The organism is Nonomuraea sp. ATR24, assembly GCF_041950485.1.
GTDB lineage: Bacteria > Actinomycetota > Actinomycetes > Streptosporangiales > Streptosporangiaceae > Nonomuraea > Nonomuraea ceibae.
Genome location: NZ_JBGNUU010000019.1, coordinates 78,795 through 100,450, shown reverse-complemented (window position 1 = coordinate 100,450; position 21,656 = coordinate 78,795). Strand labels below are relative to the sequence as shown.

Below are 21,656 nucleotides of genomic sequence, written 5' to 3'. Positions count from 1 at the left end.
CGCGGGAAGAAAAGGCGCGGGTGCCGTGAAGGGTGGATGAAAGTAGCGTTCTCCATCCGGAAGGCACACTCATGACAGAGACGGCCACATGACCGCCGATGTGGGCGAGCAGGTGACCGATGCCGATCTCGTCGCCGGCTACCGGCGGAACCCTGAGCTGTTCACCGCCGTATATGACCGGTATTTCCACGACATCTACCGCTACGTAACGGGCCGCCTGGGCAGCCAGGCGGCCGAGGACATCACGGCGGAGACGTTTCTGCTGGCGTTCGACCGGCGTGACCGGTTCAACCTGGAGCGAGGCGGCCTGCGGCCCTGGCTGTTCGGCTTCGCCACGAACCTGGTGGCCCGGCATCGCCACAAGGAGGCCCGGCGCTACAAGGCGCTGGCCCGGCTGGATCCCGCGCCGGTCGTGGAGGGGCACGAGAACCGGGTCGTCGCCGCCGTGACCGCGCAGCCGTACCTGGCCGTGGCGCTCGCCTCGCTGAACGGCGGCGAGCGTGACGTGCTGCTGCTCCTCGCCCTCGGCCAGCTCAGCTACACCGAGATCGCCCAGGCGCTCGGCATTTCCCTCGGCACGGTGGGCTCACGGCTCAGCCGGGCCCGCGCCAAGATCCAGGCCCTCACCGACAAGGAGACCACCCATGAACGACCTTGACGAGATCGCCGCCCTGCTGAGCGGGCCGGAGCCGTCCGCGGCGGCGGTCGCGCGCGGGCGGGAGCGCCTGCGGCGCAGGGCGCGGACGAGCCGGATGCGCCGGCGGGCCGGGTGGTTCGTCCCGGGGATCGCGCTGGTCGCCGCCGGCGCCACGGCGGCGGTGGTGTTCGCGGCGGGAGCGCCCGCGAACGACGGCGCGCCGGTCACGGGCAGGGAGGTGCTGCTCATGGCCGCCGCCACGGCGGAACGCACGCCCCAGGGTTCGGGGACGTACTGGCACGTCAGGCATCAGCGGCTCCAGTCGGACATCCCGCCGATGGAGACCTGGACCAGGCGTGACGGCAAGCGCTGGACCAGGGGGGTGCCGGGGGATCCGCCCGACGCCGTCGTCCCGGCGCCGGCCTGGAAGACGCTCCGGCTCAAGGGCGCCGAGATCGGCTTCGAGGAGCTCGAAAGGCTGCCGACGGACCCGGAGCCGCTGAAGGCGTGGATCGCCGCGCGCACGGGCGACGAGAAGGACATGTTCGGCTCCGAGGTCCGGGGCGATCCCACCTTCACCCTGCTCGCGCTGATCACGGGCCTCCCGGCGCCGGCGGAGGTGCGCTCGGCGGCGTTCCGCGCGCTCGCCGCGACGCCGGGGGTGGAGAACGCGGGCCCGGCCGAGGACGGGCAGCGGGTGCGTTTCCCCAGCCCCGACGGCGGCATGGACATCGAGCTGGTCATCGATCCCGGGAAGGCCCGGGTGGTCCGTGCCAACCTGGTCATCGTCGACGACGGCGACCTGTCGTTCAGCTCCGGGTTCATCTCGGTGTCCACCGGGTGGACGGACGAGCTGCCTCCGGTGCGGAAGGGCTGACAGGGCTGAAAGGGGATCGTCAGCCGACGGCGTAGGCGCGGATCACGGTCTGGGTGACGGCGTTGCCCGCCCGATCCTTGACCGTCGCGCGTAGCGAGACGTGCCCGGGGGTCGCGGGGTTGGACAGCCGGGCCGTCCAGCCCGACCGGGTCACCCGGACGGGCGCCGGTCGCCACGTCTTCCCGTCGTCGGCGGACGCCTCCAGCCTGACGGACGAGACGGCCGCCCCTCGGGCGCCGGGGGCCCGCTCGACCCGGATCGGCAGGGTGGTCCGTGACCCCGGCTCGGCGCGGTTGGCGTCGTCGAGGCCCTGCGGCGCGTAGCGCACGGCCATCAGCGGCAGGGGCTCGGGCTCGGCCGTCCGGGCGGAGCGGAAGGTCCAGACGGCCTCGACGCCCGTGGACAGCGCCGCTTCCGGCCGTCGGGAGGAGGCGGTCAGCGTGTAGGCGGTGTCCGTCTCAGGCACCGTGGCCGTGAGCGTGCATTCCTCGCTCCGGTAGGGGAGGCAGCCGGTGATGCCGGTCGTGGCGATCCGCTTCCCGTTCGCAGTCAGGGTGAGGGCGCCGGTCGCGGCCGCGTCCATGCCGGTACGGCCGGCGGCTCCGCTGCTGTACAGGCCGACGGCGGGGAAGTCCAGCGTGTCGCCGGTACGGCTGCCGCCCGGCGAGGCGAACGACGGGCCGGTCACCGCGGCGTTCCAGACCTGGGTGAAGTCCTTGTCACGCACCGGACCGGTGCCGACCTCCGTCAGAGTGCCCGTGCTGAACTCCTCGTTCCACGCGAACCCCGGGGTCAGGTACCGCGTCCGGCTGCCCGGTTGCGGGATGTCCCACGTGCTCGCCCCTCCCCCGACGTCGCTGCCGGGCAGCACCGGCCCCGAGTGCAGCGCGCCCGTGGCGCCCGACGCGGCCGAGCGGAACGTCTCGGTCGCCTTGACCATGTCCCGGGTCCGCGCGGCGTACCCGGGGTCGTCAGGGAAGCCGTCCGTACGGTGGTCCACGAGGTCATAGCGGTACGGGCTGAACGCCGTGTCCTTCTTGACCCAGGCGACATGGGCCAGGTAGGCGAGGCCCGGCTGCCGCACCGGGACGACGTAGTAGCCGCCGGCGTAGTTGTAGGCGAACATCGCGGCCTTCCAGGGGCCGTTGACCAGGGAGAGGCCGAACGTGGGGTCGGGGACGGCGGTGGGGTCGTCGACCGTGAACGCGAACCGCTTCGCCTGGCGGCCGTCGATCGTCAGCGACACGTCGGCGTCGTCGATCTCGAACGGCTGGTGCGCGAACGTCAGGCTGTGTTCCGCCCTGCCGAAGACGGTGGTGGAGACGTTCCAGCGTCCCTTCGGCAGCCTGATCCTGGCCACGTTCCCGTGGAAGACGAGGCTGCGCTGCGCGCCGGTCTCCTGGTCGTAGACGACTCCCCGGATCCCGTCGGCGGCGGCCCCGTCCCTGCCCAGGACGGTCACCGTGGCGTCGTAGGACTCCGGCTCCACGTAGGCGCCGGCCGGGGTGCGGATCACCGTGTCACCGGCCGTGGCGGTGACGATGCCCGGATGGTCGCCGGGGCTCCTGCCCCCGGCGTCGATCGTCACCGTGACCGACGCCTCCCCGCCCGCGGGCACCTCCAGGCGCTGCGGCGACAGCGTGAGCACGTCCGAGTCGGCCGCGAGGTCCAGGATGACGGGCGTGCTCCCGGTGTTGGCGTACGTGATCGTCCCGGCGGCCTGCCGCTCGCCCGGGTGCTGCCAGGGGAACACGGCCCACACGCCGGTGGGCGTGGCGAGCACCTCCTGGGCCAGCGAGCGGGGCACGTCCACCCGCCCGGTGCCCTGCTGGTACGGCGTGGCGCCACCGGTCGGCCTGGCGCTGCCGACGAGCGCCGCCTTGAGCTGCTGCCCGCTCCAGCCGGGGTGGCGCTGGGCGAGGACGGCCGCCGCGCCCACCACGTGCGGGGTGGCCATCGACGTGCCGCTCTTGGCCACATGGGTCCCGTCGGCGGTGCCCGTCGCGGCGGCGGCCACGATGTCCACGCCGGGGGCGGTGACGTCCGGCTTGACCGCGTGGTCGCCGACGCGCGGGCCCGTGCTGGAGAAGTCGGCCACCTGGTCGGCGTGGTCGACCGCGCCGACGGTCAGCGCGGCGTCCGCGCTGCCGGGGGAGTACAGGGTGCCGACGCCCTGGTCACCCTCGTTGCCCGAGGCCACCACGAACAGGGTGCCCGTGTCGCGCGACAGCGTGTTCACCGCCTCCTCGACCGGGTCGAGGCCGGGTTCGTCGGGGCTGCCGAAGCTCATGTTGACGACCTTGGCCTTGACCTCCGTGGCGGCCCACTCCATCCCGGCCAGGATCGCGGAGTCGGTGATCCCGGCGGCTCCGCCCACCTTGCCGAGGGCGATGCGGGCTCCCGGCGCCACGCCTCGGTACTTCTCCCCTGCTCCGGCGATGATCGAGGCGACGTGGGTGCCGTGTCCGAGACGGTCCTCGATGCCGGGCTCGTCGGAGAAGTTCCGTGACTGGGTGACCACGTCCTTCAGGTCCGGATGCGTGGGGTCGTACCCGCTGTCGAGCACGGCGACCGTGACGCCCTGCCCGGTCAGGCCCTGCCGCCACGCCTCGGTCGCGCCGATCTGCTCGGTGCTGCGGTCCAGGGTGTACGAGCGCCGGCCGTCGACCCAGATCCTGCTCTTGCCCTCGGCCAGGGTGGACGCCCCGGCGAGCAGGCCCCGCCACGCCTCGGCGGCGCTCTTCTTGGCCACCCGCTGCGCCGTCATGCCCAGGCTGTTCAGCCGCCGGGTCGCCGCGGCGCCCTTCAGCGCGGGCGCCGTTCCCTCGGGCGACCGGGTGATCAGCGGGATGTCGGCCGTGTCCGCGTCGCCGTAGCGCCAGGCGAGCAGCTGGGTGACGTCGAACAGCCGCTCGTCCAGCACCCCCTGGTCGATCAGGGGCGCGGCGTCGGACGGGATCACGTACAGGTGCCCGTCGCGGTACCCGGACGTGAAGTGCACCTCCCGCTCCGCGCCCGGCTCCACCCGGAACCTCTTGCCCGTGACCACGACCCGGTCGCCGGTCAGCAGCGTCACGCTGCCCGCCGCGTCCAAGCTCGCATGCCCGGCCGCGGCGGCCGCCGGTGTCGCGCCCGCGCTCAGCGTGCCTGCCAGGACCGCTGCCACGAGTTTCTTGCCTGATGTCATTGACCCTCGCAAGATGAGAAATCGATTCGCTTTCCTCCCCTGTTCCTTCGAAGGTCGTTTTTTCTTCCACGGCTATCGGGCGAACAGCTGGGACAGCCTCTCGCTGAGCTGGTCGTAGGGGCCTTCGGCGGCGACGCGTCCCTCCTCCAGCAGCACGATGTGGTCGGCTTCCCGGATGGTGGAGAGCCGGTGGGCGATGACGAGCGTGGCCCGGCCCGCGGCGGCTCGCCGGAGCGCCTCGGTGAGGCGGGCCTCGTTCTCGGGGTCGAGGTTGGCCACCGCCTCGTCCAGGACGAGCACCGGGGCCCGCGTGGCCAGCGCCCGGGCGACCGCCACCCGGGCACGCTGGCCGCCGGAGAGCGTGACGCCCCGTTCCCCGACGGGCAGCTCCGGGTCGATGGCGAGCTGCGCGGTGCGCAGCGCCCCGGCCACGTCGGCGTCGGGCGCGCCGAGTCGCACGTTCTGCCCGACCGTGCCGGCGAACAGGTGCACGTCCTGGGGCACCACCGTGACGTGCCGGTGCGGCTCGGCGATGTTCGGCAGGGGCACGCCGCCGACCAGGATGCGCCCGTCGTCCGGGTCCCAGTGGCGCAGCAGCAGTGACACACAGGTGGACTTGCCCGCCCCCGACGCGCCGACCAGGGCGACGGTCGTGCCGTACGGGATGCGGAACGACACTCCGCGCAGCACGTCGGGCCCCTCGGGCGTGTAGCGGAACCGTACGTTCTCGAAGACCACGTCCGGGCGGGCGGCGACCTCGCGCGGCTCCTGCGGCGGGGGCACGTTGGCGGGTGCGGTGACCAGCGTGTGCACCCGGTCGGCGGCCGCGCGCAGCGTGCCGTACTCCTTGAGCAGCAGCGCCACCTGGGCGGCCGGGCCCAGCGAGCTGGCGGCGAGGATCATGGCGAGCGGGGCGTCGGCGGGGGTCCGGATGACGGTGACGACCAGGAGCAGCGTCCCCGCCGCCGCGACGGCGAGGAGCAGGTCGGTGAGCGCCGCCTCCAGCCCGCCGCGGGCCGCGTTCGCCGCCTGGGCGCGGGCCAGCCGGCGGGTCTTGCGGGCCAGCAGGTCCCTGCGGCGGTCGAGCGCGCGGAAGGCGGTGAGCTCGCGCATGCCCTGGACGGTGTCGACCACGTCGGACGTCAGCTCGGCGGTGGCGGCCCGCAGTTCGTCGCCGTGCCGGCGGGAGGTCTTGCGCAGCCACAGCGGCACGGCGAGCACGCACGCGGCCAGCGGGAGCGAGACGGCCAGGAGCAGGGGGTCGATCATCGCCGCGGCCAGGGTCCCGGCCGTCAGCACCGTGCCCGCCGTGATGAGCTGCGCCAGGGTGTGCGCGAACAGCCATTCCAGGGTCTCGATGTCGGACAGCGCGGCGGCGGACAGGTCGCCGCTGCGGCGGCCCAGCAGGCGGGCGGGGGTGATCCTGGCGACCGCGTCGTACACCTGACCCCGGAGCCTGGCCAGCACCAGGTACGCCAGGTCGTGCGCGACGTAGGTCTCCCACCAGGCGGCCAGTGTGGCGACCACGACGAGCCCGCCGAGCACGGCGCCGGCCAGGCCGAGGGGCGCGCTCTGGCCGGCGATCGCCCGGCCGGTCAGCCAGGCGCCGGTCACGGCCGCGCCGAGCACGGCGAGCTGCCCGATCAGGTTCGCGGCCAGGGTGGAGAGGAAGGCCCGGCGGTGCGCGCCGACGGCGCCCGCGAGCCAGCGGATGGACGGGGTCATGCCACGCTCTCCAGGATGGTGCCGTTCTCCAGGGTGACCACGTGGTCGGCCTGCCGGATGGTGTCGGGACGGTGGGCGATCATCAGGCAGGTGCGGCCCTCGCGCACCTGTGCCAGCGCCTGCTCGGTACGCGCGTCCACGTGTGAGGTGGCCTCGTCGAGCACCAGGACCGGGGCGTCGGCCAGCAGGGCCCGCGCGATGGACAGGCGCTGCCGCTGCCCGCCCGACAGCGTCGCCCCGCGCTCCCCCAGCGGCGTGTCGTAGCCGGCGGGCAGTTCGGTGATGAAGTCGTGGGCGGCGGCCGTCCTGGCGGCGGCGACCAGTTCCTCGTCGGTGGCGTCGGGCCTGGCCAGGCGCAGGTTCTCGGCCACGGTGCCGTGGAAGAGGTACGTGTCCTGCGCCACGACGGCGACGCCGCCGCGCAGCGCGTCGAGGGTGAGGTCGCGTACGTCGACCCCGCCGATGCTGATCCGCCCCTGGTCGGGGTCGTGGTGCCGCTGGAGCAGGGCGGCCAGCGTGCTCTTGCCCGCGCCGGACGGGCCGACCAGGGCGACGGTGCGGCCGGGCTCGACGGTGAGGCCGACGCCGCGGACGGCGGGGCGTCCGGCGCCCGGATAGGTGAAGCTGACGTCTTCGAACGTGATGGCGGGCGGCGCGGGGAAGTCCCGCCGCGTCCCCCGGTCCTCGACGGCCGGGGAGGCCGCCAGCAGCGCCTCGATGCCGTCGACCGCCGTTATCCCGAGATATCCGGCGTGCCAGGCGTCGGAGAGGTTTCTCACCGGCCGGAAGCACTCGACGGCGATCACCAGCACCGCGAACACCTCCCACGCGCTGCCCGAGGCCGTCGCGGCGAGGACGGCCGCAGCCGTGCCCGCCTGCACGAAGAACGCGCTGATCCCGGTCTCCACGAGGGAGATCCTGAGCTGGCGCATGGTGGTCAGGTAGAGGTCGTGGGCCCGCCCGGCCAGCCGTGCCCCCAGGGCGGCGACCGCCCCGAACGCCCGCAGCGTCGCCATGCCCTGCATCGCCTCCAGGTAGTCCGAGGCCAGCGCGGCGAACGCGGCCCACCGGCCACGCCCCCGGCGCAGCAGGGTCGCGTCCCAGAACCTGGGCACGACCAGGACCCCGGCCACGGCGACGGCCAGGACCGCGGCGGCCGCCGCGTCGACCGTGAACAGCCAGCCGACCAGCGCCACCGGCACGCAGAAGGTGACCACGACCTGCGGAAGGTAGCGGCTGAAGTAGGGGTCGAGCCCTTCCACGCCGTCGACCAGCGTGGTCTGCACGTTCCCGGTGCGGGCGCCGGACAGGTGCGCGGGACCCAGCCTGCCCAGGTGGACGATGAGCCGGTCGCGCAGCCTGGCCTTGATCAGCCCGCCCGCCCACACGGTCACCGCCTCCCTGGCCCACAGGAGTGCCGCCCGCGCCGCGATCACCGCGAAGGTCCAGGCCAGCAGGCCCACCGCGGCCGGAACGTCCCCGCGTACGAGGGCTGCCAGGGCGGCGGCGAGCAGGACCGCCTGGGTCACGTACGCGGCGCTGACCGCCAGGCCGAGGGCCACGCAGGCCGCGATCGGCCCTCTCACGCTGCCGGCCAGCTGCAGCAGCCGGCGATGAACGATCACGCGCTGTCCTTCCGGGTCCTTGAGGCACGTTGTGCCGACTTGATGGGAAGCGAGCGTAAATGATAACTATTTTCATCGTCTAGAGACGACAATGATTTTCACTCCTGGAGGTTCCATGCGCCGCGGCGCTTTCTCCCTCGGCCGGCATCGCGCCCGGCCCGCGCTGAGGCGCTCACTCCTCGCCCTGATCCCGCTCGTCCTGGTGGCGTCCTGCGGTCAGAGCGACCCCCGTCCAGGCGCCACGGCGTCCCCCAAGGCCACCGCCACCGCCGCCCCGGTCGCCCCCGTCAGCGCCGCGCTGACCGTCACCGACCCGCACGGCGGGACGTTCACGCTGAAGAAGAAGCCCGAGCGCGTCGTGTGCCTGACCGGGCTGTGCGACGACGCCCTGGTCGAGCTGGGCCTGACCCCCGTGGCCACGACCACGCCCGCCCTGCTCTCCCGCTCTGACTACCTGGGCGCGAAGGGCGCCGGCGTCCCCGTCATCCCCGGCAGCTTCGGCGGCGAGGACGTCGCGAAGATCGCCGAGGCGAAGCCGGACCTGGTGATCGGCCTGGCCGGGGTGCACGACCAGCTCAGGACCGCCGTGGAGAAGTTCGCGCCGCTGTGGGTGGTCCAGGTGAAGTCGTACGACGACTCCATCGGCTACCTGCGCGCGCTCGCCCAGCTCACCGACCGCGGGCGGCAGCAGGCCGAGGCCGAGAGCCGCTTCCGCGCCAAGCTCACCGAGGGAGCCGCCCGGGCCAAGGCGGCGGGGCTGGACCGGACGCCGGTCCTGGCGATGTACGGGGGCACCTCGGTAGGCGTCAACACCACCGAGGACGTACTGGGGCATTTCCTGTCGCAGTTCTTCGCCTACCCCTGGCCCAGCAAGGGCGGCGGCTTCGAGACCGCGCAGGCCTACAGCATCGAGGAGATCCTGGCCAAGGCCCCTCAGGTCATCTTCATCCAGTCGTTCGGCACCAAGGTCAGCGACCACTACAAGGACAACCCGGTGTGGAAGCGCGTTCCCGCCGTGTCGGCAGGCAGGGTGTTCGAGGTGCCGACCGAGCTGTGGGCGTCCGGCCGGGGCACCAGGGCGTTCGGCATCATCCTCGACGAGGCGCTCGCCAGGGCCGCCGGGTGAGCGCTGCGCTCGGCGGACGCCCGGCGATCGTCACCGGGCTCGGCCTCGCCGTCGCGGCGCTGGCCGGCCTCTGCCTGGGCACGCCGTTCGTGGCCCCGCAGGACCTGCTCACGACGTCCCCGGAGTCGATCGCGCACCTCGTGGTCTGGGAGCTGCGCGTGCCCCGCGTGCTGATCGGCCTGGTGGGCGGCGCGGCGATCGGCGCCGCCGGGCTCCTGCTCCAGGAGTCGCTGCGGAACCCGCTCGCCGTGCCCGAGATGCTCGGCGTCTCGACCGGGGCCGCGCTGGCGGTCAGCGTGTGCGTGATCTGGGCGCTGCCCGTGCCGCCGTCGCTGTACCCGCTGGCGGGCCTGCTCGGCGCCGCGCTCGGCGGGCTCGTCACGCTGGCCGCGGCCAGGTCGGGCCGCAGCGCGGGCGGCGTCCTGCTGATCGGCGCGGCGGTGTCGACCGGCATCCAGGCGCTGCTGCTGGCCGTGATGGCCACCGCCGACCGGCTCCAGTACGACATGCTCTTCCGCTATCTCGTCGGCAGCCTGTCCGGCCTGATGTGGGAGCAGACCTCGGAGACGCTGCCGTGGTTCGCCGTCGCGCTCCCCCTCGTCGTGCTGTGCGTGCCCGCGCTCGGCCTGCTGCGCCTCGGTGACGACGCGGCCGCCTCGCTCGGCAGCCGGGTCGGCCTCGCCCGGCTCGGGGTGCTCGCGGTGTCGACCCTGCTGATCGGGGCGGTGACGGGGCCGTGCGGCCCGATCGCCTGGGTCGGGTTCCTGGCACCGGTGCTGGCCAGGCGGTTGCGCCCGCACGCGGGAGCCCGGGGCTGGCTCCCGTGGTCGGCCGCGCTCGGGGCGCTGATCACCTTGACGGCCGACCTGGCCGCGCGGCTGGCGTTCGACCCGGTGGAGACTCCGCTCGGGGCGTGGACGGCGCTGGCCGGCGTGCTGGCCGGAGCCGCCCTGCTGCGCAGGCGGGCGGCCTCATGACGACGAGGCCCGCGCGGGTCGTCGTGGCGGCGGCCCTGCTGCTGCTGGTCGCGGCCACGCACCTGCTCGTCTCCGGCCAGCCGCCCGGCGCGATCTCCGGCCTGCTCGACGGGGCCGCCGACAGCCAGGCCGAGAAGATCGTGTGGGAGCTCGGCGTGCCGAGGCTGCTCACCGCCCTGCTCACCGGCGCCGCCCTGGGCGTCGCCGGGTACGTGCTCCAGGCGACGCTGCGCAACGCGCTGGCCGCGCCCGAGTTCTCCGGCGTGAACCCCGGCGCGGTGCTCGGCATCCTTGGCGGGCTCACGCTCGGCCTGTTCCCCGCCGACTCCGCCGCGGGGGCGCTGCTCGCCGCCCTGGCCGGAGGCGCGCTGGGCGGCGGGCTCACCTGGCTGCTGTCGGCGGGCCGCGACCCGGCCAACCTGGTGGTGCACGGCCTGCTCGGCAGTGCGCTGCTGGCCGGGCTGACCACGATGCTGCTGGCCTACCAGCCGAGCAGGTTCGGCAACGCGCTGCGCTGGCTGATCGGCTCGGTGGAGGGACGGGTGTGGGAGCACCTGGCCTTCGCCTCCTGGTGGATCGCCGGGGGCGTCGCCGTGGCGTGGGCCTGCTCGGGCATGCTGGCCGTCCTGTCACCCGGTGACGACCACGCTGCCTCGCTCGGCCTGCGTCCCGGCCTCGGCCGGGCGGTCGCGCTCACTGTGGCCATCGCCCTGACCGCCGGCGCGGCCGCCCTGTCGGGGGCGATCGCGTTCGTCGGCCTGGCCGCCCCGCACGTCGCGCGCAGGCTGGGCGGGCGCGTCCCCACCGTCGCCGTCGTCGGCGCCGTCGCCCTCGCGGGCGCCGACAGCCTCGCCCAGCTCGCCGGGCACCTCCTCGACGGCACGCACCGGCTCGGCGTCCCGACCGGCGTGATCACCGCCCTGGCCGGCGCCGCCGTCCTGATCAGACTGGGAAGATCGCAATGAGCATCAAGGTCGAGGACCTGCACTTCTCGTACGCCACCCGCCCCGTCCTGACCGGCGTCGACCTCACCGTCGAGCCCGGCGAGTTCGTGGCCCTGGTCGGCGTCAACGGCTGCGGCAAGAGCACGCTGCTGCGCCTGATCGCGGGCCTGGTCAAGCCGTCGTCCGGCCGCATCCTGCTCGGCGGCGCGGAGCTGACGTCGCTGTCGCGCCGGCAGGTGGCCCAGCGGCTCGCGGTGCTGCACCAGAGCCTGCCGCCCGTGCCCGCGCTGACTGTCCGCCAACTCGTCCGCCAGGGCCGCTACCCCCACCAGGGGCCGCTCGGCCTGCTGCGGGAGTCGGACTCCATGGACGAGGCGCTGGAGGTGGCCGGGGTCGCCCACCTCGCCGACCGCGTCCTCGACACGCTGTCCGGCGGCGAACGCCAGCGCGTCCGGCTGGCGCTCGCCGTGGCCCAGGACACCGGCATCCTGCTCCTGGACGAGCCGACCGCCCATCTGGACATCCGCCATCAGCTGGAGGTCCTCGAACTCGTCCGCACCCTGCGCGAGATCCGCGGGCTCACCGTCGTGACCGTCCTGCACGAGCTGGACCATGCGGCCCGCTTCGCCGAACGCGTCGTCGCGCTCCACGAGGGCCGGGTCCACGCCGACGGCGAGCCGGCACACGTGATCACGCCGGAGCTCCTGGCCGACGTGTTCGGCGTGGCCGGGCGGGTGGTCACGGACGAGCTGCACGGCTCGCCCCGCTGCCTGCTCGACGCCGCCCTCTGACCGCCGCCCTGGCCGGGGTCCGCTACTCCTCGCGTACCAGCTCGTGGTCCTCGCCGCGGTCGATGCGGTCGGCGTGGTAGAGGCCCTGGGCGAGCAGGCGGCGTACGTGCTCGTCGGCGGCGGTGTAGTAGACGAACGTGCCTTCCCTGCGTCCCTTGACCAGGCCGGCCAGGCGGAGCTTGGCCAGGTGCTGGCTGACGGCGGTGGGGGCGGCGTCGGCGAGCTCGGCCAGGCAGGCGACCGACGACTCGCCCTGGAGGAGCGCCCACAGGATCTTGATGCGGGTGGGGTCCGACAGCAGCCGGAACGACTCGGCCGCCAGGTGCACCTGCTCTTCGGACGGCATGTCGAAGCCGGACAGCGACGTGTGCATGGTCTCAGCCTAGCCACAGCCCGCCCTGCTTGCCTGTCTGCGTATATACGCATATACGATGACCCGGTGATTACCGATCTGAGCGCCGCCCAGGCCGCCGCCCCCGCCCCCGGGCACCGGCGCGTCACGCCGTGGAGCGCCGGCATGTGGACGCTGCCGGAAGTGCGCTGGGCCGCCGTCGCCGTCGCACTGTTCGCCGCCGGCGGCCTCTGCCAGCTGGCCGGGGCGCCCCCGTGGCTGTGGTGGACCCTGTACCTGACCTGCTACGCCGCCGGCGGCTGGGAGCCCGGGCTGGCGGGGCTGCGGGCGTTGCGCGAGCCCCGGCTGGACGTGGACCTGCTCATGGTCGCCGCGGCGATCGGCGCCGCCGCGATCGGGCAGGTCTTCGACGGCGCGCTCCTCATCGTCATCTTCGCCACCTCCGGCGCGCTGGAGGCGGTCGCCACCAAGCGCACCGAGGACTCCGTACGCAGCCTGCTCGACCTGGCCCCCACCACGGCCAGCCGCCTCACCGAGGAAGGCGGCGAGGAGACCGTCCCCACCGAGCGGCTCGCGATCGGCGACGTGATCCTGGTCCGGCCCGGCGAGCGCGTCGGCGCCGACGGGCGCGTGCTCGACGGGGCCGGCGAGGTCGACCAGGCCACCATCACCGGCGAACCGCTGCCCGTGACCAAGCAGGCGGGGGACGAGGTGTTCGCCGGCACCCTCAACGGCAGCGGCGCCCTGCGCGTACGGGTCGAACGGGACCCGGCGGACTCGGTGATCGCCCGCATCGTGGCCATGGTGGAAGAGGCGTCGAGGACCAAGGCGCCGACCCAGCTGTTCATCGAGAAGGTCGAACAGCGCTACTCCATCGGCATGGTCATCGCCACGGTGGCGCTGTTCGCGCTGCCGCTCATGTTCGGCGCCGACCTGGAGCCGACCCTGCTGCGCGCGATGACGTTCATGATCGTCGCGTCGCCGTGCGCGGTCGTGCTGGCGACCATGCCGCCGCTGCTGTCGGCGATCGCCAACGCCGGGCGGCACGGCGTACTGATCAAGTCCGCGGTCGTCATGGAACGCCTGGGCCAGGTCGACGCCGTCGCGCTGGACAAGACCGGCACCCTCACCGAAGGCGCCCCGCAGGTCGCCGACATCCGCCCGGCCGCCGGTCTGTCCGCCGACGAGGTGCTCGCCCTGGCCGCCGCGGCCGAACACCCCAGCGAACACCCCCTCGGCCGCGCCGTCACCGACGCCGCCCGCGAACGCGGCCTCGACGTGGCGAGAGCCGAGAACTTCGCCTCCACCCCCGGCCTCGGCGTGACCGCCACGGTGGGCGGCGCCGAGATCACGGTCGGCAGCCCCGACCGCCTGCCGCACGGGCCGGGCGTGCCGGACACCGCCGACCTGAGAGCCCAGGGCCGCACCACCGTCCTGGTCACCCGCGACGGCGAGCCGATCGGGGTGCTCGGCATCACTGACCGCCTCCGGCCCGACGCCGCCGCCACCGTCGCCTCACTCACCGCGCTCACCGGCAGCGCCCCCGTCCTGGTCACCGGCGACAACGCCCGCGCGGCCGCCCACGTGGCCGGCCAGGTCGGCATCACCGACGTACGCGCCGGACTGCTCCCCCAGGACAAGGTCGGCCTCGTACGTCAGTTGCAGGACACCGGCAGCAAGGTGCTCGTCGTCGGCGACGGCGTCAACGACGCTCCCGCGCTGGCCGCCGCCCACAGCGGCATCGCCATGGGCCGCGCCGGATCGGACCTCGCCCTGGAGACCGCCGACGCCGTGGTGGTACGGGACGAGCTCGCCGCCATCCCCGCCGCGGTGGCCCTCTCCCGCCAGGCCAGGCGCCTCATCGTCCAGAACCTGGTCATCGCCGGCGCCTTCATCACCGGCCTGGTCATCTGGGACCTCACGGGCGACCTGCCGCTGCCGCTCGGGGTGGCCGGACACGAGGGCTCGACGGTCATCGTCGGCCTCAACGGGCTGCGCCTGCTCCGCGAAAAAGCCTGGCTCCAGGCACGGGCCGGTCGGGGCTAGCCAGGCGTTTCCCCCACGGGCACGGCTGCGGCCGCGGCCGGTTCGCCGCGGACGGGCAGGAGGCGGGTCAGCAGGGCCGTGGCCAGGCCGGCGATCAGGGCGGCCTCCAGCATGCGCTCCAGGATGAGCATGTGGATCGTCCACGGGAGCGCCGTCCGCAAGGGGAGCACCACCAGCTCCAGCACGAGGGCGTGGACCACCGCGCCGGCCAGCCCGGCCAGCATGCCCTTCGCGACCGGGGACGTCCGGGACAGCCCGGCCGCGACGGCGGCGAGAGCGGCGGCGAACGCGGCTCCGACGGCAAGGTGGTCCGACAGGGTGGTGCCGGGCCGCTGGAAGACATAGGCGTTGACCGTGCCCGACACCAGCACCGTGATCAGGGCCGCGGCGGCTGCGGAGCCCACGGCCAGGGCGACGCGGCCGGTGCGGCGGGGCGCCGGCGGCCGGGGCTCGCCGAGTGTGGTGAAGCGCACCGCCATCGGGACCAGCATGAGCAGGACGACGGCGACCAGGAGCAGGGCGCCCGTGGACAGCCGGCTGTCCAGCGTGATCTGCGCGCTGATCAGCACATGGGCCAGCGGGTCGGAGACGGCCGGATAGTCCTGGACGTGCGCGATGATGATGTCGCTCTGGACGCGGTAGAACGTGCGCGCGGTCAGCGTCACCACGGCCGCGATGAGCAGCAGCGGAGCCAGCGCCGACCGCAGGTCGCGCACCCTCGGCGCCCACACCCGCGCCACCCACCGCACCCAGACCCCCAGCAGCAGGCCCGCCACCGCCAGCAGCACCAGCCCGGCGAGCTGCACCGACACGGGGAACGGGGCCAGTGCGTGGTCCGTCATCCTGCTGGGGGCGAGAAGCCAGCCACCGGCCAGCCCCACGGCCAGGCCGAGCGGCACGTGCACGGCATCGCTCGGCGCCTCCACGGCCCGTAACGCCCGCAGCCCCAGCACGACGGCCAGCAGCAGGGCGAACACCTCCGCAGGCCACGGCAGCGTGTTGGTGCGTCCCAGCGCGGTGAACGACGCGGCGGGGTCCATGGTGAGGGAGAAGCAGCCGCCCAGGGCCACCGGGAAGACGAAGCCCTGGCGTACCAGCGGTCCCGGCTCGTCCAGGGCGGCGCGGCGTACGGCGAGATGGGGGTGGGTGCGCACCCGCAGCGACACCGGCCACCGGCGCGGGGCCGGCGCGTCCTCGAACAGGCGGCGCAGCGGCGTCGCGTCCTCCTGCCACGACAGCACGCGGGCGTCGGCCATCAGCTCACGCGACTGCAGCACCGCCGAGCGGGTCAGCCACGACAGCACCGCCAGCCCGATGATCTGGGCGGCGAACAGCCACGACAGCACCACGCTCGAGCCGAACGGCATCTCCAGAGGCCGCAGGAACGGCGCGTGCCCCGACAGCACCCCGATCACGGCGGCGAGCAGGCCCGGTACGAGGATCACCGCGGCATACGACCGCCACATCGCCAGCGTCACGGCCGTGATGCCCAGGTCCCTGTTGCGCACGTGCGCCAGCTCGTGCAGCACCACCGCGCGGAACAGCGGCCGGTCGCGCTCGTACAGCATCCAGGTGCCCCGGCTGATCACGACGTAACTGCGCCCGGCCCGGCCGAACGCCAGCCCGGCCACCGCGGGGTTGAGCACGTCGAGCAGGAAGACGACCCGCCGTCCGCCGAGCACCTCCTGCGCCATCCGCGCCAGCTCGTCGTGGACCTCGCCGGCGACCGGGCGCAGCCGACGGCGGCGGATCCGCCAGGCCGGGCCGAACCAGTACTGCAGCCCGGTGAGCAGGACGAGCGTCGCGAAACAGAGCAACGTGCCCAGCCGGAGATCCTGGTCGGCGGCCCGGCCCAGCACTTCGCACGCAGGGTCGTCCCGGCCCTTCAGCGCCGCCAGCAGGCACGCCTCCCTGACCTTCGGCGGGACCGGCGAGCCGTGCGTCGACAGCCGGTCGAACACCCCCGGCCGGTAGATCGCGGTCGTCGCGAACGCCAGGCTGATCAGCAGGACGAACCCGGACGCGGTGGCCGACGGGACGCGGCCGGTCATGAGGGCTTGCGAGCGAGCTCACTCACCACCGCATCGGCCAGGGCGTCGGCCTGGGCCTCCGACATGCCCATCCGGCGCGCCTTCCGGTAGGCGACCTTCCGGATCTCGGTCAGCCGGGCCGGCGGCAGCGGCGGCGGGCCCTCGGTCAGCTCCTTCGGGCGGCGGCGCAACCGGCCGATCAGCCGGCCGGTCCACGAGCCGACGTCCTTGCCCACGTCCATGAGCACCGTGGTCACGACGCCGGAGACGATCGCCGTCACCAGCATCTCGTCCACCCCCGGCAGCCCGAACCCGAGTGGCTCCCGGTGGGATCTCGCCCTGTTGCCGCCGCCGAGCGCGTCCCAGGTCTGATCGAACAGCGGCAATTCGGCAGGCGCGATTCTCGTCACGACTCGGCGGCTGAGATCCTTGGCGAACACATCGGACACCTGGGCCTCCAACGCGGGATTCTGTTTTCAGAAATATAGGCAGCGCCGAGGCCGGCTGTCTGTAATTCATCATGCATCGGAACAGCGACACCATAGACATTTCGCTCGCGAAATCGCCGGGCCGCGGGTATTGGTTTTGGGGGATTGCCAGGTTCGGGATTGCACCACCATGATCGGGACCAGCCGACACCTCATGGAGGAAGCAGCATGCTGACCGTGATCGGCGCGGGGTTCCCGCGCACCGGTACGAGTTCGATGAAGGCGGCACTGGAGCGGCTCGGGTTCGGGCCGTGCCATCACATGTTCGACGTGGGGTCGAACTCCGACCGGGCCAAGCGGTGGGCGCCTCTGGCCAGCCACGACACGGTCCCGGACTGGGAGTATGTGCTGGAGGGGTTCCGGTCGTCGGTGGACTGGCCGGCCTCGTTCTTCTGGCGGGAGCTGGCGGAGGCGTACCCGGAGGCCAAGGTGGTTCTCACGGTCCGCGACCCGCAGTCCTGGTTCGCGAGCATGCGGACGCTCATCGACAACGGGCCGGCGCGTTTACAGAGCGAGAAGCTGGCGCCCGAGATGGCCGGTCTCGTGGAGAACATGATGACCACGCGCCCGCTGCTCGAGCGGATGATCCGGGAGGGGCTGGGCAGTGACAGCCCCTTCGGCGTGGTCCCGGACGAGAAGGAGACCATCGCGGCGTTCGAGCGGCACATCGTCACGGTGCGGGAGAGCCTGCCGGCGGAGCGGCTGCTGGTGTTCGACGTGCGGGAGGGGTGGGAGCCGCTCTGCCGGTTCCTGGGCGTGGACATCCCTGAGGGGGAGCCGTTCCCGCACCTGAACGACAGCAAGATGATGGAGGAGTCCATCGAGCGGCTGATGAAGGGCGAGAAGGTCGGGCTGCCGTTCCACCCTGTGGAGTGAGCTAGGCGTCGAGCAGGGCGGCCGCGAGCTCGCGGGCTTCGCGCAGCCAGGCGTCCCGCTGCGGTCCGTCGGAGCCGGTCACCGTACGGAAGACCTTGCGGCGTACGTCCACGACGCCGACGTAGGGCAGCACGCAGGCTGCCCAGATGCGCTCCAGCGGGTCGCCGAACTCGTCGCGTTCGCGGTCGGCCGGGGTGTCGGAGGTGTTGAGCACCAGTGCCCGCCCGGCCTTGAGCAGCCCGGCGGGTTCGCCGTCGGCGGTGCCGAGCTTGTAGGCGACGCCGGGGACGAGGACGCGCTGCACCCATCCGGCCAGTATCGCGGGCGGCATGCCCCACCAGTTGGGGTGCACGAACACCACGGCGTCCAGTTCGGCGACCTCGGCCCGGTGGGCCTGGACGAGGTCGTCGGCGGACGGGGTGCCGTCGGCCACGGTCTCGGTCTCGGCGGCGGCCAGCGCCGGGGCGAAGCCCTCCGCGTAGAGGTCGTGCGCGCGGACGTCGGCGCCCCGTCCGCGCAGTTCGTCCACGACGGCGTCGAAGAGGGCGCCGTTGAAGCTGTCGGGCCTCGGGTGGGCGAGGTAGACGCCGATGCGCATGCGCGAACCCATTCAGATGTGGCTATTGGAGGGAAAAGTCTCCCACAGCTAGGGCCGGTAGTAGCTCTCGATGGGGACGCGGGCCGCCTCGAACAGCGCCGGGCCGTCCTGCTGGACCTCCGGCCAGCCCGAGCCGGGGTTGAGCTCGGCGAGCTGTTCGGTGGACAGCGCGTAGACGACGCGGCCCAGCCCGGAGCGGACGATGCCGCCGGTGCACATGCCGCAGGGCTGGCAGCTCGTGTACATGGTGGTGCGGGCGGCGGTGTCGGCGTCGAGCTCGCGGGCGGCCCAGCGGGCGAGCTTGAGCTCCGGGTGGGCGCTGATGTCGTTGTCGCGCCGCACGGTGTTGTGGGCCTCGACCAGGATCTCGCCGCCGGGCCCCGCGAGCAGGGAGCCGTAGGGGGCGTCGCCCAGGGTGACGGCGTGGGCCGCGAGGTCGATGGCGCGGCGCAGCAGCTTCTCGTCGGCGGCGGTGATCATGTGCGGTTCCTCCAGTGGGTGGCGACGGCGGTGAGCGCCCGCCACGCCGGCTGCGGGCTGCGGGTCTCCTCGGGGTCGCCGTGGTACGGGTCGAGCACGACGCTGGTGGCGCCGAGCTGCCGGAGCCGGTCGAGGTCGTCGAGGATCTGTTCCAGCGTGCCGACGCCGGCGAGGCGTTCCGGGTCGTCGACGGGCGTGGTCGTCAGCCGCAGGGCGATGCGGGGGACGAAGCCCGGCAGGGTGTGCCCGGCCACGACCGAGGCCATCCAGGGCATGGTGCCGCGCAGCGGGTGCCAGGGGTGGCCGTTCTTGACGGCCCGCCGGATGCCCACCTCGCTGTTGCCGCCGACCCAGATGGTGTGCCCGGCGTCGCGCAGCGTGGCCAGGTAGTCGTCGGTCAGCCTGCCGCGTTCGGCGAACGGCACGCCGAGCGCCTCGAACTCCTGCCGCGCCCAGCCGACGCCCACGCCGAGCACGAGCCTGCCCCCGCTGAGCTGGTTCAGGTTGGTGGCCATCCGCGAAACCAGGAGCGGATGCCGGTAGGGCAGGATGAGCACGGTGGTGCCCAGCTTGACCGTGGTGGTGAGCCCGGCCAGCCAGGACAGCGTGGTGAACGGCTCGTAGAACGGCTCCGGGTAGCGCACGGCGACGTCCGGGGTGATCGTCACGTGGTCGGACATCATGAGGAGGTCGAAGCCGAGCCCTTCCACGATGCGCGCCCATTCGCGCAGCACGCCCGGATCGGTGCCGGGCCCGAAGTTCGGTACGTTCACCCCAAGTTCCATAAAAACGAGGCTATAGCGGTCACCAGCGCCATTGGAACCGATTTCTCCCGGCTATTCACCCCTAAGCCCGGGAATTTACCGATAGATTCTCCATATGGCCGCGAAGCTTGACGAGGTCGACTGGGCGATCATCACCCAGCTCCAGCAGGAAGCCCGCATCTCACTGAGCGAGCTGGGCCGGCGCGTCAACCTCAGCCCGTCGGCCACCACCGAACGGGTGCGCCAGCTTGAGGCGCAGGGCGTCATCACCGGCTATCACGCCGCGGTCGACCTGGACAAGGTCGGCTACCCGGTGCTCGCCCTGGTCCGGCTGAAGTATCCGGGCAACCGCCACCAGCCCCTGCGCCAGTTGCTCGCCGACCGGCGCGAGATCCTGGAGTGCCTGCGCACGACCGGCGACGACTGCTACACGCTCAAGGTGGCCGCGACCTCCATGAGCCACCTGGAGGCGCTCATGGACGAGCTGGCCGGCCTCGGCAGCACGACCACGAGCATCGTCTACAGCCGGCCCCTGCCCTACCGCGGCCCCGACCGCCCCTGACCGAGCAGGTCGCCCAGGGACGCGAGAGCGGAGGCCAGGCCGGGGTCGGCCCCGCCGGCCTCCGCCAGCGCGGCGCTCAGCGTCTCCTCGTAGGTGCGGCTCGCCTCGGCGTGACGCACCCGGCCGCTCTCGGTGATGACCGTGTAGACGCCGCGCTTGTCGTCGGGGCACAGGTCCCGGTACGTGAACTCCGCCGCGTTCAGCCGGGCGACCAGCCGCGTCACGGAGCTCTGGTTGAGCCCGAGCTTGTCGGCGAGCTCCTGCATGCGCAGTTCGCTGTCGGGCGCGGCGGCCAGGTGGCCGAGCGCGCGATACTCCGACAGGCCGATGCCGTGCCGCCGCTGCAACGCGGTGCCGAGCCTGGCCTCCACCCGGGCGTGCAGCAGCAGCAGATGGTTCCAGGTCGCGGCGAGCTCCGCCACCGACGGGTCCGCTGGGGCGTTGGGGGCTGCGGGTGTCATCGACCCCTCCTTGTGCTGGTTTCTCGGCCGCTGGACAGAAATATACATGCACATACATAATTCTGGCCAGCCCGGGCTACAGCGGCAGCCACGCGGTCAGTGACCACCCGTCCGGCACGGCCCGCGAGACCAGCTCGCCGCCCTGCGCCTCGACCAGCGCGGCCAGCCCCGGCAGGCCCGCCCCGCCGGTCCGCCCGCTCCGCGACGGCGTCACGCCGTCGTTGGTCATCGTGATCTCCAACCGCCCGTCCGCCACGCTCACGTCCAGGTCGACGCGCCCCGCCCGCGCGGCGTGCCGCCGCACGTTGGTGAGGCCCTCGACCACGATCCGGTACGCCAGCGCCGCGCTGCCGGCCGGGACCTGGAGCGCCGGGTCCATGCGCAGGCGGACCCGGGCGGGACCGGCGGCCGAGAAGCGCTCGGCCGCCTCGCGGATGTCCTTCAGGCCGCCGGCGGAGGTCGCGGGCCGGTCGTGGTGCAGCATGTCGAGCGTGCGATCCAGCATCGACAGGGCGCGCTGCCCCGCAGCCTCGACGCGTTCGAGCGCCCGTGCCGGGTCGCCCGTCACCCTGCCCGCCTGGGCGTGGGCCACCATCTCGCTGATGTCGTGGGCGAGGAAGTCGTGCAGGTCCCCGGCCAGCCGCAGCCGGAGCGCGGTGCGGGTGTCGTCGAGGGCGCGGCGCTGCCGTACGCCGAGAAGGCGCAGGTAGCCGCCCAGACCGGCGGCGAGGAGCGCGCCCAGCCCCCAGAACGCGCACGCGCCCACCGCCTCCAGCGGCGAGGCCGGCTGGAGGAAGCGCAGCAGCCAGGTGGCCGCGGCCAGGCCCGCCGCGGGCGCCGCCACCGCGGCGCGGCGGGCGGGCGCGTCCCGGACGATCAGCCCGGCCAGCACCATGAACGCCAGGCTCTCGGCCATCCCCAGGGCGGCGGCGGGCTGCTCGGACGGCACGACGCCGTACAGCTGGGCCAGCGTGACGGCCAGCGAGACCACCGCCGCCACGCACGTCAGCTCCGGCAGCCGCGCGGCGAGCGGCGTCCGCGACAGCGCCACCAGCGCCACGGGGAGCAGCAGCGACGCCGACACGGCGATCCACAGGAGAGTCACCGCAC

Annotated in this window: 20 protein-coding genes; 9 read left to right on the top strand and 11 right to left on the bottom strand. The window is 73.4% G+C overall.

The features are described 5' to 3' along the window. Positions 1-88 precede the first annotated feature (88 nt). Together ACBI99_RS35110 and ACBI99_RS35105 are read left to right on the top strand one after the other, a co-directional pair. The gene (locus tag ACBI99_RS35110; protein ID WP_219504127.1) at positions 89-658 is read left to right on the top strand and encodes an RNA polymerase sigma factor; all 570 of its coding nucleotides are present in this window, start codon (positions 89-91) and stop codon (positions 656-658) included. After that, entirely contained in the window at positions 645-1,514 is an 870-nt protein-coding gene (locus tag ACBI99_RS35105; RefSeq protein ID WP_219504130.1) for a CU044_5270 family protein, read from the top strand. The genes ACBI99_RS35110 and ACBI99_RS35105 overlap by 14 nt, the downstream gene beginning before the upstream one ends. A gap of 19 nt (positions 1,515-1,533) precedes the next feature. Here the strand turns inward: ACBI99_RS35105 and ACBI99_RS35100 are convergent, their stop codons facing one another. The 3 genes from ACBI99_RS35100 to ACBI99_RS35090 all read right to left on the bottom strand — a co-directional run bounded on the left by ACBI99_RS35100 (position 1,534) and on the right by ACBI99_RS35090 (position 8,051). Next, on the bottom strand, positions 1,534-4,680 hold the full coding sequence (locus tag ACBI99_RS35100; protein ID WP_375074416.1) for a S8 family serine peptidase: 3,147 nt from the start codon (positions 4,678-4,680) through the stop codon (positions 1,534-1,536). Between the two features lie 93 nt (positions 4,681-4,773). Beyond that, positions 4,774-6,426 (bottom strand): ABC transporter ATP-binding protein, encoded by a 1,653-nt coding sequence (locus ACBI99_RS35095; RefSeq protein ID WP_375074415.1) that lies wholly within the window; start codon positions 6,424-6,426, stop codon positions 4,774-4,776. Continuing rightward, positions 6,423-8,051 carry an ABC transporter ATP-binding protein/permease gene (locus ACBI99_RS35090; protein ID WP_375074414.1) on the bottom strand — a complete coding sequence of 543 codons (1,629 nt, stop codon included), beginning with the start codon at positions 8,049-8,051 and terminating at the stop codon, positions 6,423-6,425. Before ACBI99_RS35090 ends, ACBI99_RS35095 begins: the two co-directional genes overlap by 4 nt. Before the next feature lie 115 nt (positions 8,052-8,166). Here ACBI99_RS35090 and ACBI99_RS35085 point away from each other — a divergent pair, with 115 nt between their 5' ends. Genes ACBI99_RS35085 through ACBI99_RS35070 form a run of 4 tightly spaced genes read left to right on the top strand, consistent with a single transcriptional unit; the run spans position 8,167 to position 11,889 of the window. Then, positions 8,167-9,177: an ABC transporter substrate-binding protein gene (locus tag ACBI99_RS35085; protein WP_375074413.1), complete on the top strand. Its 1,011-nt coding sequence runs from the start codon at positions 8,167-8,169 to the stop codon at positions 9,175-9,177. Continuing rightward, a complete protein-coding gene (locus tag ACBI99_RS35080) occupies positions 9,174-10,154 on the top strand; it encodes an iron ABC transporter permease (RefSeq protein ID WP_219504144.1) in 981 nt (326 codons plus the stop codon). Before ACBI99_RS35085 ends, ACBI99_RS35080 begins: the two co-directional genes overlap by 4 nt. Then, positions 10,151-11,119, top strand: coding sequence for an iron chelate uptake ABC transporter family permease subunit (locus ACBI99_RS35075; RefSeq protein WP_357583013.1), 969 nt, complete (start codon positions 10,151-10,153; stop codon positions 11,117-11,119). Before ACBI99_RS35080 ends, ACBI99_RS35075 begins: the two co-directional genes overlap by 4 nt. Next, positions 11,116-11,889, top strand: coding sequence for an ABC transporter ATP-binding protein (locus tag ACBI99_RS35070; RefSeq protein ID WP_375074412.1), 774 nt, complete (start codon positions 11,116-11,118; stop codon positions 11,887-11,889). Before ACBI99_RS35075 ends, ACBI99_RS35070 begins: the two co-directional genes overlap by 4 nt. A gap of 22 nt (positions 11,890-11,911) precedes the next feature. Here ACBI99_RS35070 and ACBI99_RS35065 read toward each other — a convergent pair whose 3' ends face one another. Further along, positions 11,912-12,262 (bottom strand): metalloregulator ArsR/SmtB family transcription factor, encoded by a 351-nt coding sequence (locus ACBI99_RS35065; RefSeq protein WP_219504152.1) that lies wholly within the window; start codon positions 12,260-12,262, stop codon positions 11,912-11,914. A gap of 144 nt (positions 12,263-12,406) precedes the next feature. Here ACBI99_RS35065 and ACBI99_RS35060 point away from each other — a divergent pair, with 144 nt between their 5' ends. Beyond that, on the top strand, positions 12,407-14,287 hold the full coding sequence (locus ACBI99_RS35060; protein WP_375074457.1) for a heavy metal translocating P-type ATPase: 1,881 nt from the start codon (positions 12,407-12,409) through the stop codon (positions 14,285-14,287). On the opposite strand, the gene ACBI99_RS35055 is transcribed toward ACBI99_RS35060, so the two are convergent. Beyond that, a complete protein-coding gene (locus tag ACBI99_RS35055) occupies positions 14,284-16,338 on the bottom strand; it encodes a M48 family metalloprotease (protein ID WP_375074411.1) in 2,055 nt (684 codons plus the stop codon). The genes ACBI99_RS35060 and ACBI99_RS35055 overlap by 4 nt on opposite strands. Further along, positions 16,335-16,727, bottom strand: coding sequence for a hypothetical protein (locus ACBI99_RS35050; RefSeq protein WP_219504156.1), 393 nt, complete (start codon positions 16,725-16,727; stop codon positions 16,335-16,337). The genes ACBI99_RS35055 and ACBI99_RS35050 overlap by 4 nt, the downstream gene beginning before the upstream one ends. Positions 16,728-16,973: 246 nt before the next feature. On the opposite strand from ACBI99_RS35050, the gene ACBI99_RS35045 reads away from it, so the two are divergent. Next, positions 16,974-17,681: a sulfotransferase family protein gene (locus ACBI99_RS35045; RefSeq protein WP_375074410.1), complete on the top strand. Its 708-nt coding sequence runs from the start codon at positions 16,974-16,976 to the stop codon at positions 17,679-17,681. Between the two features lies 1 nt (position 17,682). Here ACBI99_RS35045 and ACBI99_RS35040 read toward each other — a convergent pair whose 3' ends face one another. Genes ACBI99_RS35040 through ACBI99_RS35030 form a run of 3 tightly spaced genes read right to left on the bottom strand, consistent with a single transcriptional unit; the run spans position 17,683 to position 19,532 of the window. Then, positions 17,683-18,291 (bottom strand): NAD(P)H-dependent oxidoreductase, encoded by a 609-nt coding sequence (locus ACBI99_RS35040; protein WP_375074409.1) that lies wholly within the window; start codon positions 18,289-18,291, stop codon positions 17,683-17,685. Between the two features lie 36 nt (positions 18,292-18,327). After that, complete coding sequence (locus tag ACBI99_RS35035; RefSeq protein WP_246644556.1) at positions 18,328-18,759, bottom strand: nucleoside deaminase; 432 nt, start codon at positions 18,757-18,759, stop codon at positions 18,328-18,330. Then, positions 18,756-19,532: an LLM class flavin-dependent oxidoreductase gene (locus ACBI99_RS35030; RefSeq protein ID WP_375074408.1), complete on the bottom strand. Its 777-nt coding sequence runs from the start codon at positions 19,530-19,532 to the stop codon at positions 18,756-18,758. The genes ACBI99_RS35035 and ACBI99_RS35030 overlap by 4 nt, the downstream gene beginning before the upstream one ends. A gap of 106 nt (positions 19,533-19,638) precedes the next feature. Between ACBI99_RS35030 and ACBI99_RS35025 the strand changes: the two genes are divergently transcribed. Next, positions 19,639-20,085 (top strand): Lrp/AsnC family transcriptional regulator, encoded by a 447-nt coding sequence (locus ACBI99_RS35025; protein ID WP_219504158.1) that lies wholly within the window; start codon positions 19,639-19,641, stop codon positions 20,083-20,085. Here ACBI99_RS35025 and ACBI99_RS35020 read toward each other — a convergent pair. Beyond that, complete coding sequence (locus tag ACBI99_RS35020; RefSeq protein WP_219504160.1) at positions 20,061-20,546, bottom strand: MarR family winged helix-turn-helix transcriptional regulator; 486 nt, start codon at positions 20,544-20,546, stop codon at positions 20,061-20,063. The genes ACBI99_RS35025 and ACBI99_RS35020 overlap by 25 nt on opposite strands. A gap of 76 nt (positions 20,547-20,622) precedes the next feature. Further along, complete coding sequence (locus ACBI99_RS35015) at positions 20,623-21,651, bottom strand: sensor histidine kinase (protein WP_219504162.1); 1,029 nt, start codon at positions 21,649-21,651, stop codon at positions 20,623-20,625. Positions 21,652-21,656 lie beyond the last annotated feature (5 nt).

Bases quoted from the DNA above. Each gene is read 5' to 3' on its own strand.
- ACBI99_RS35110 (WP_219504127.1), top strand. From the start codon at position 89: ATGACCGCCGATGTGGGCGAGCAGGTGACCGATGCCGATCTCGTCGCC.
- ACBI99_RS35105 (WP_219504130.1), top strand. From the start codon at position 645: ATGAACGACCTTGACGAGATCGCCGCCCTGCTGAGCGGGCCGGAGCCG.
- ACBI99_RS35095 (WP_375074415.1), bottom strand. From the start codon at position 6,426: ATGACCCCGTCCATCCGCTGGCTCGCGGGCGCCGTCGGCGCGCACCGC.
- ACBI99_RS35085 (WP_375074413.1), top strand. From the start codon at position 8,167: ATGCGCCGCGGCGCTTTCTCCCTCGGCCGGCATCGCGCCCGGCCCGCG.
- ACBI99_RS35075 (WP_357583013.1), top strand. From the start codon at position 10,151: ATGACGACGAGGCCCGCGCGGGTCGTCGTGGCGGCGGCCCTGCTGCTG.
- ACBI99_RS35070 (WP_375074412.1), top strand. From the start codon at position 11,116: ATGAGCATCAAGGTCGAGGACCTGCACTTCTCGTACGCCACCCGCCCC.
- ACBI99_RS35065 (WP_219504152.1), bottom strand. From the start codon at position 12,262: ATGCACACGTCGCTGTCCGGCTTCGACATGCCGTCCGAAGAGCAGGTG.
- ACBI99_RS35060 (WP_375074457.1), top strand. From the start codon at position 12,407: ATGTGGACGCTGCCGGAAGTGCGCTGGGCCGCCGTCGCCGTCGCACTG.
- ACBI99_RS35055 (WP_375074411.1), bottom strand. From the start codon at position 16,338: ATGACCGGCCGCGTCCCGTCGGCCACCGCGTCCGGGTTCGTCCTGCTG.
- ACBI99_RS35045 (WP_375074410.1), top strand. From the start codon at position 16,974: ATGCTGACCGTGATCGGCGCGGGGTTCCCGCGCACCGGTACGAGTTCG.
- ACBI99_RS35040 (WP_375074409.1), bottom strand. From the start codon at position 18,291: ATGGGTTCGCGCATGCGCATCGGCGTCTACCTCGCCCACCCGAGGCCC.
- ACBI99_RS35035 (WP_246644556.1), bottom strand. From the start codon at position 18,759: ATGATCACCGCCGCCGACGAGAAGCTGCTGCGCCGCGCCATCGACCTC.
- ACBI99_RS35025 (WP_219504158.1), top strand. From the start codon at position 19,639: ATGGCCGCGAAGCTTGACGAGGTCGACTGGGCGATCATCACCCAGCTC.
- ACBI99_RS35020 (WP_219504160.1), bottom strand. From the start codon at position 20,546: ATGACACCCGCAGCCCCCAACGCCCCAGCGGACCCGTCGGTGGCGGAG.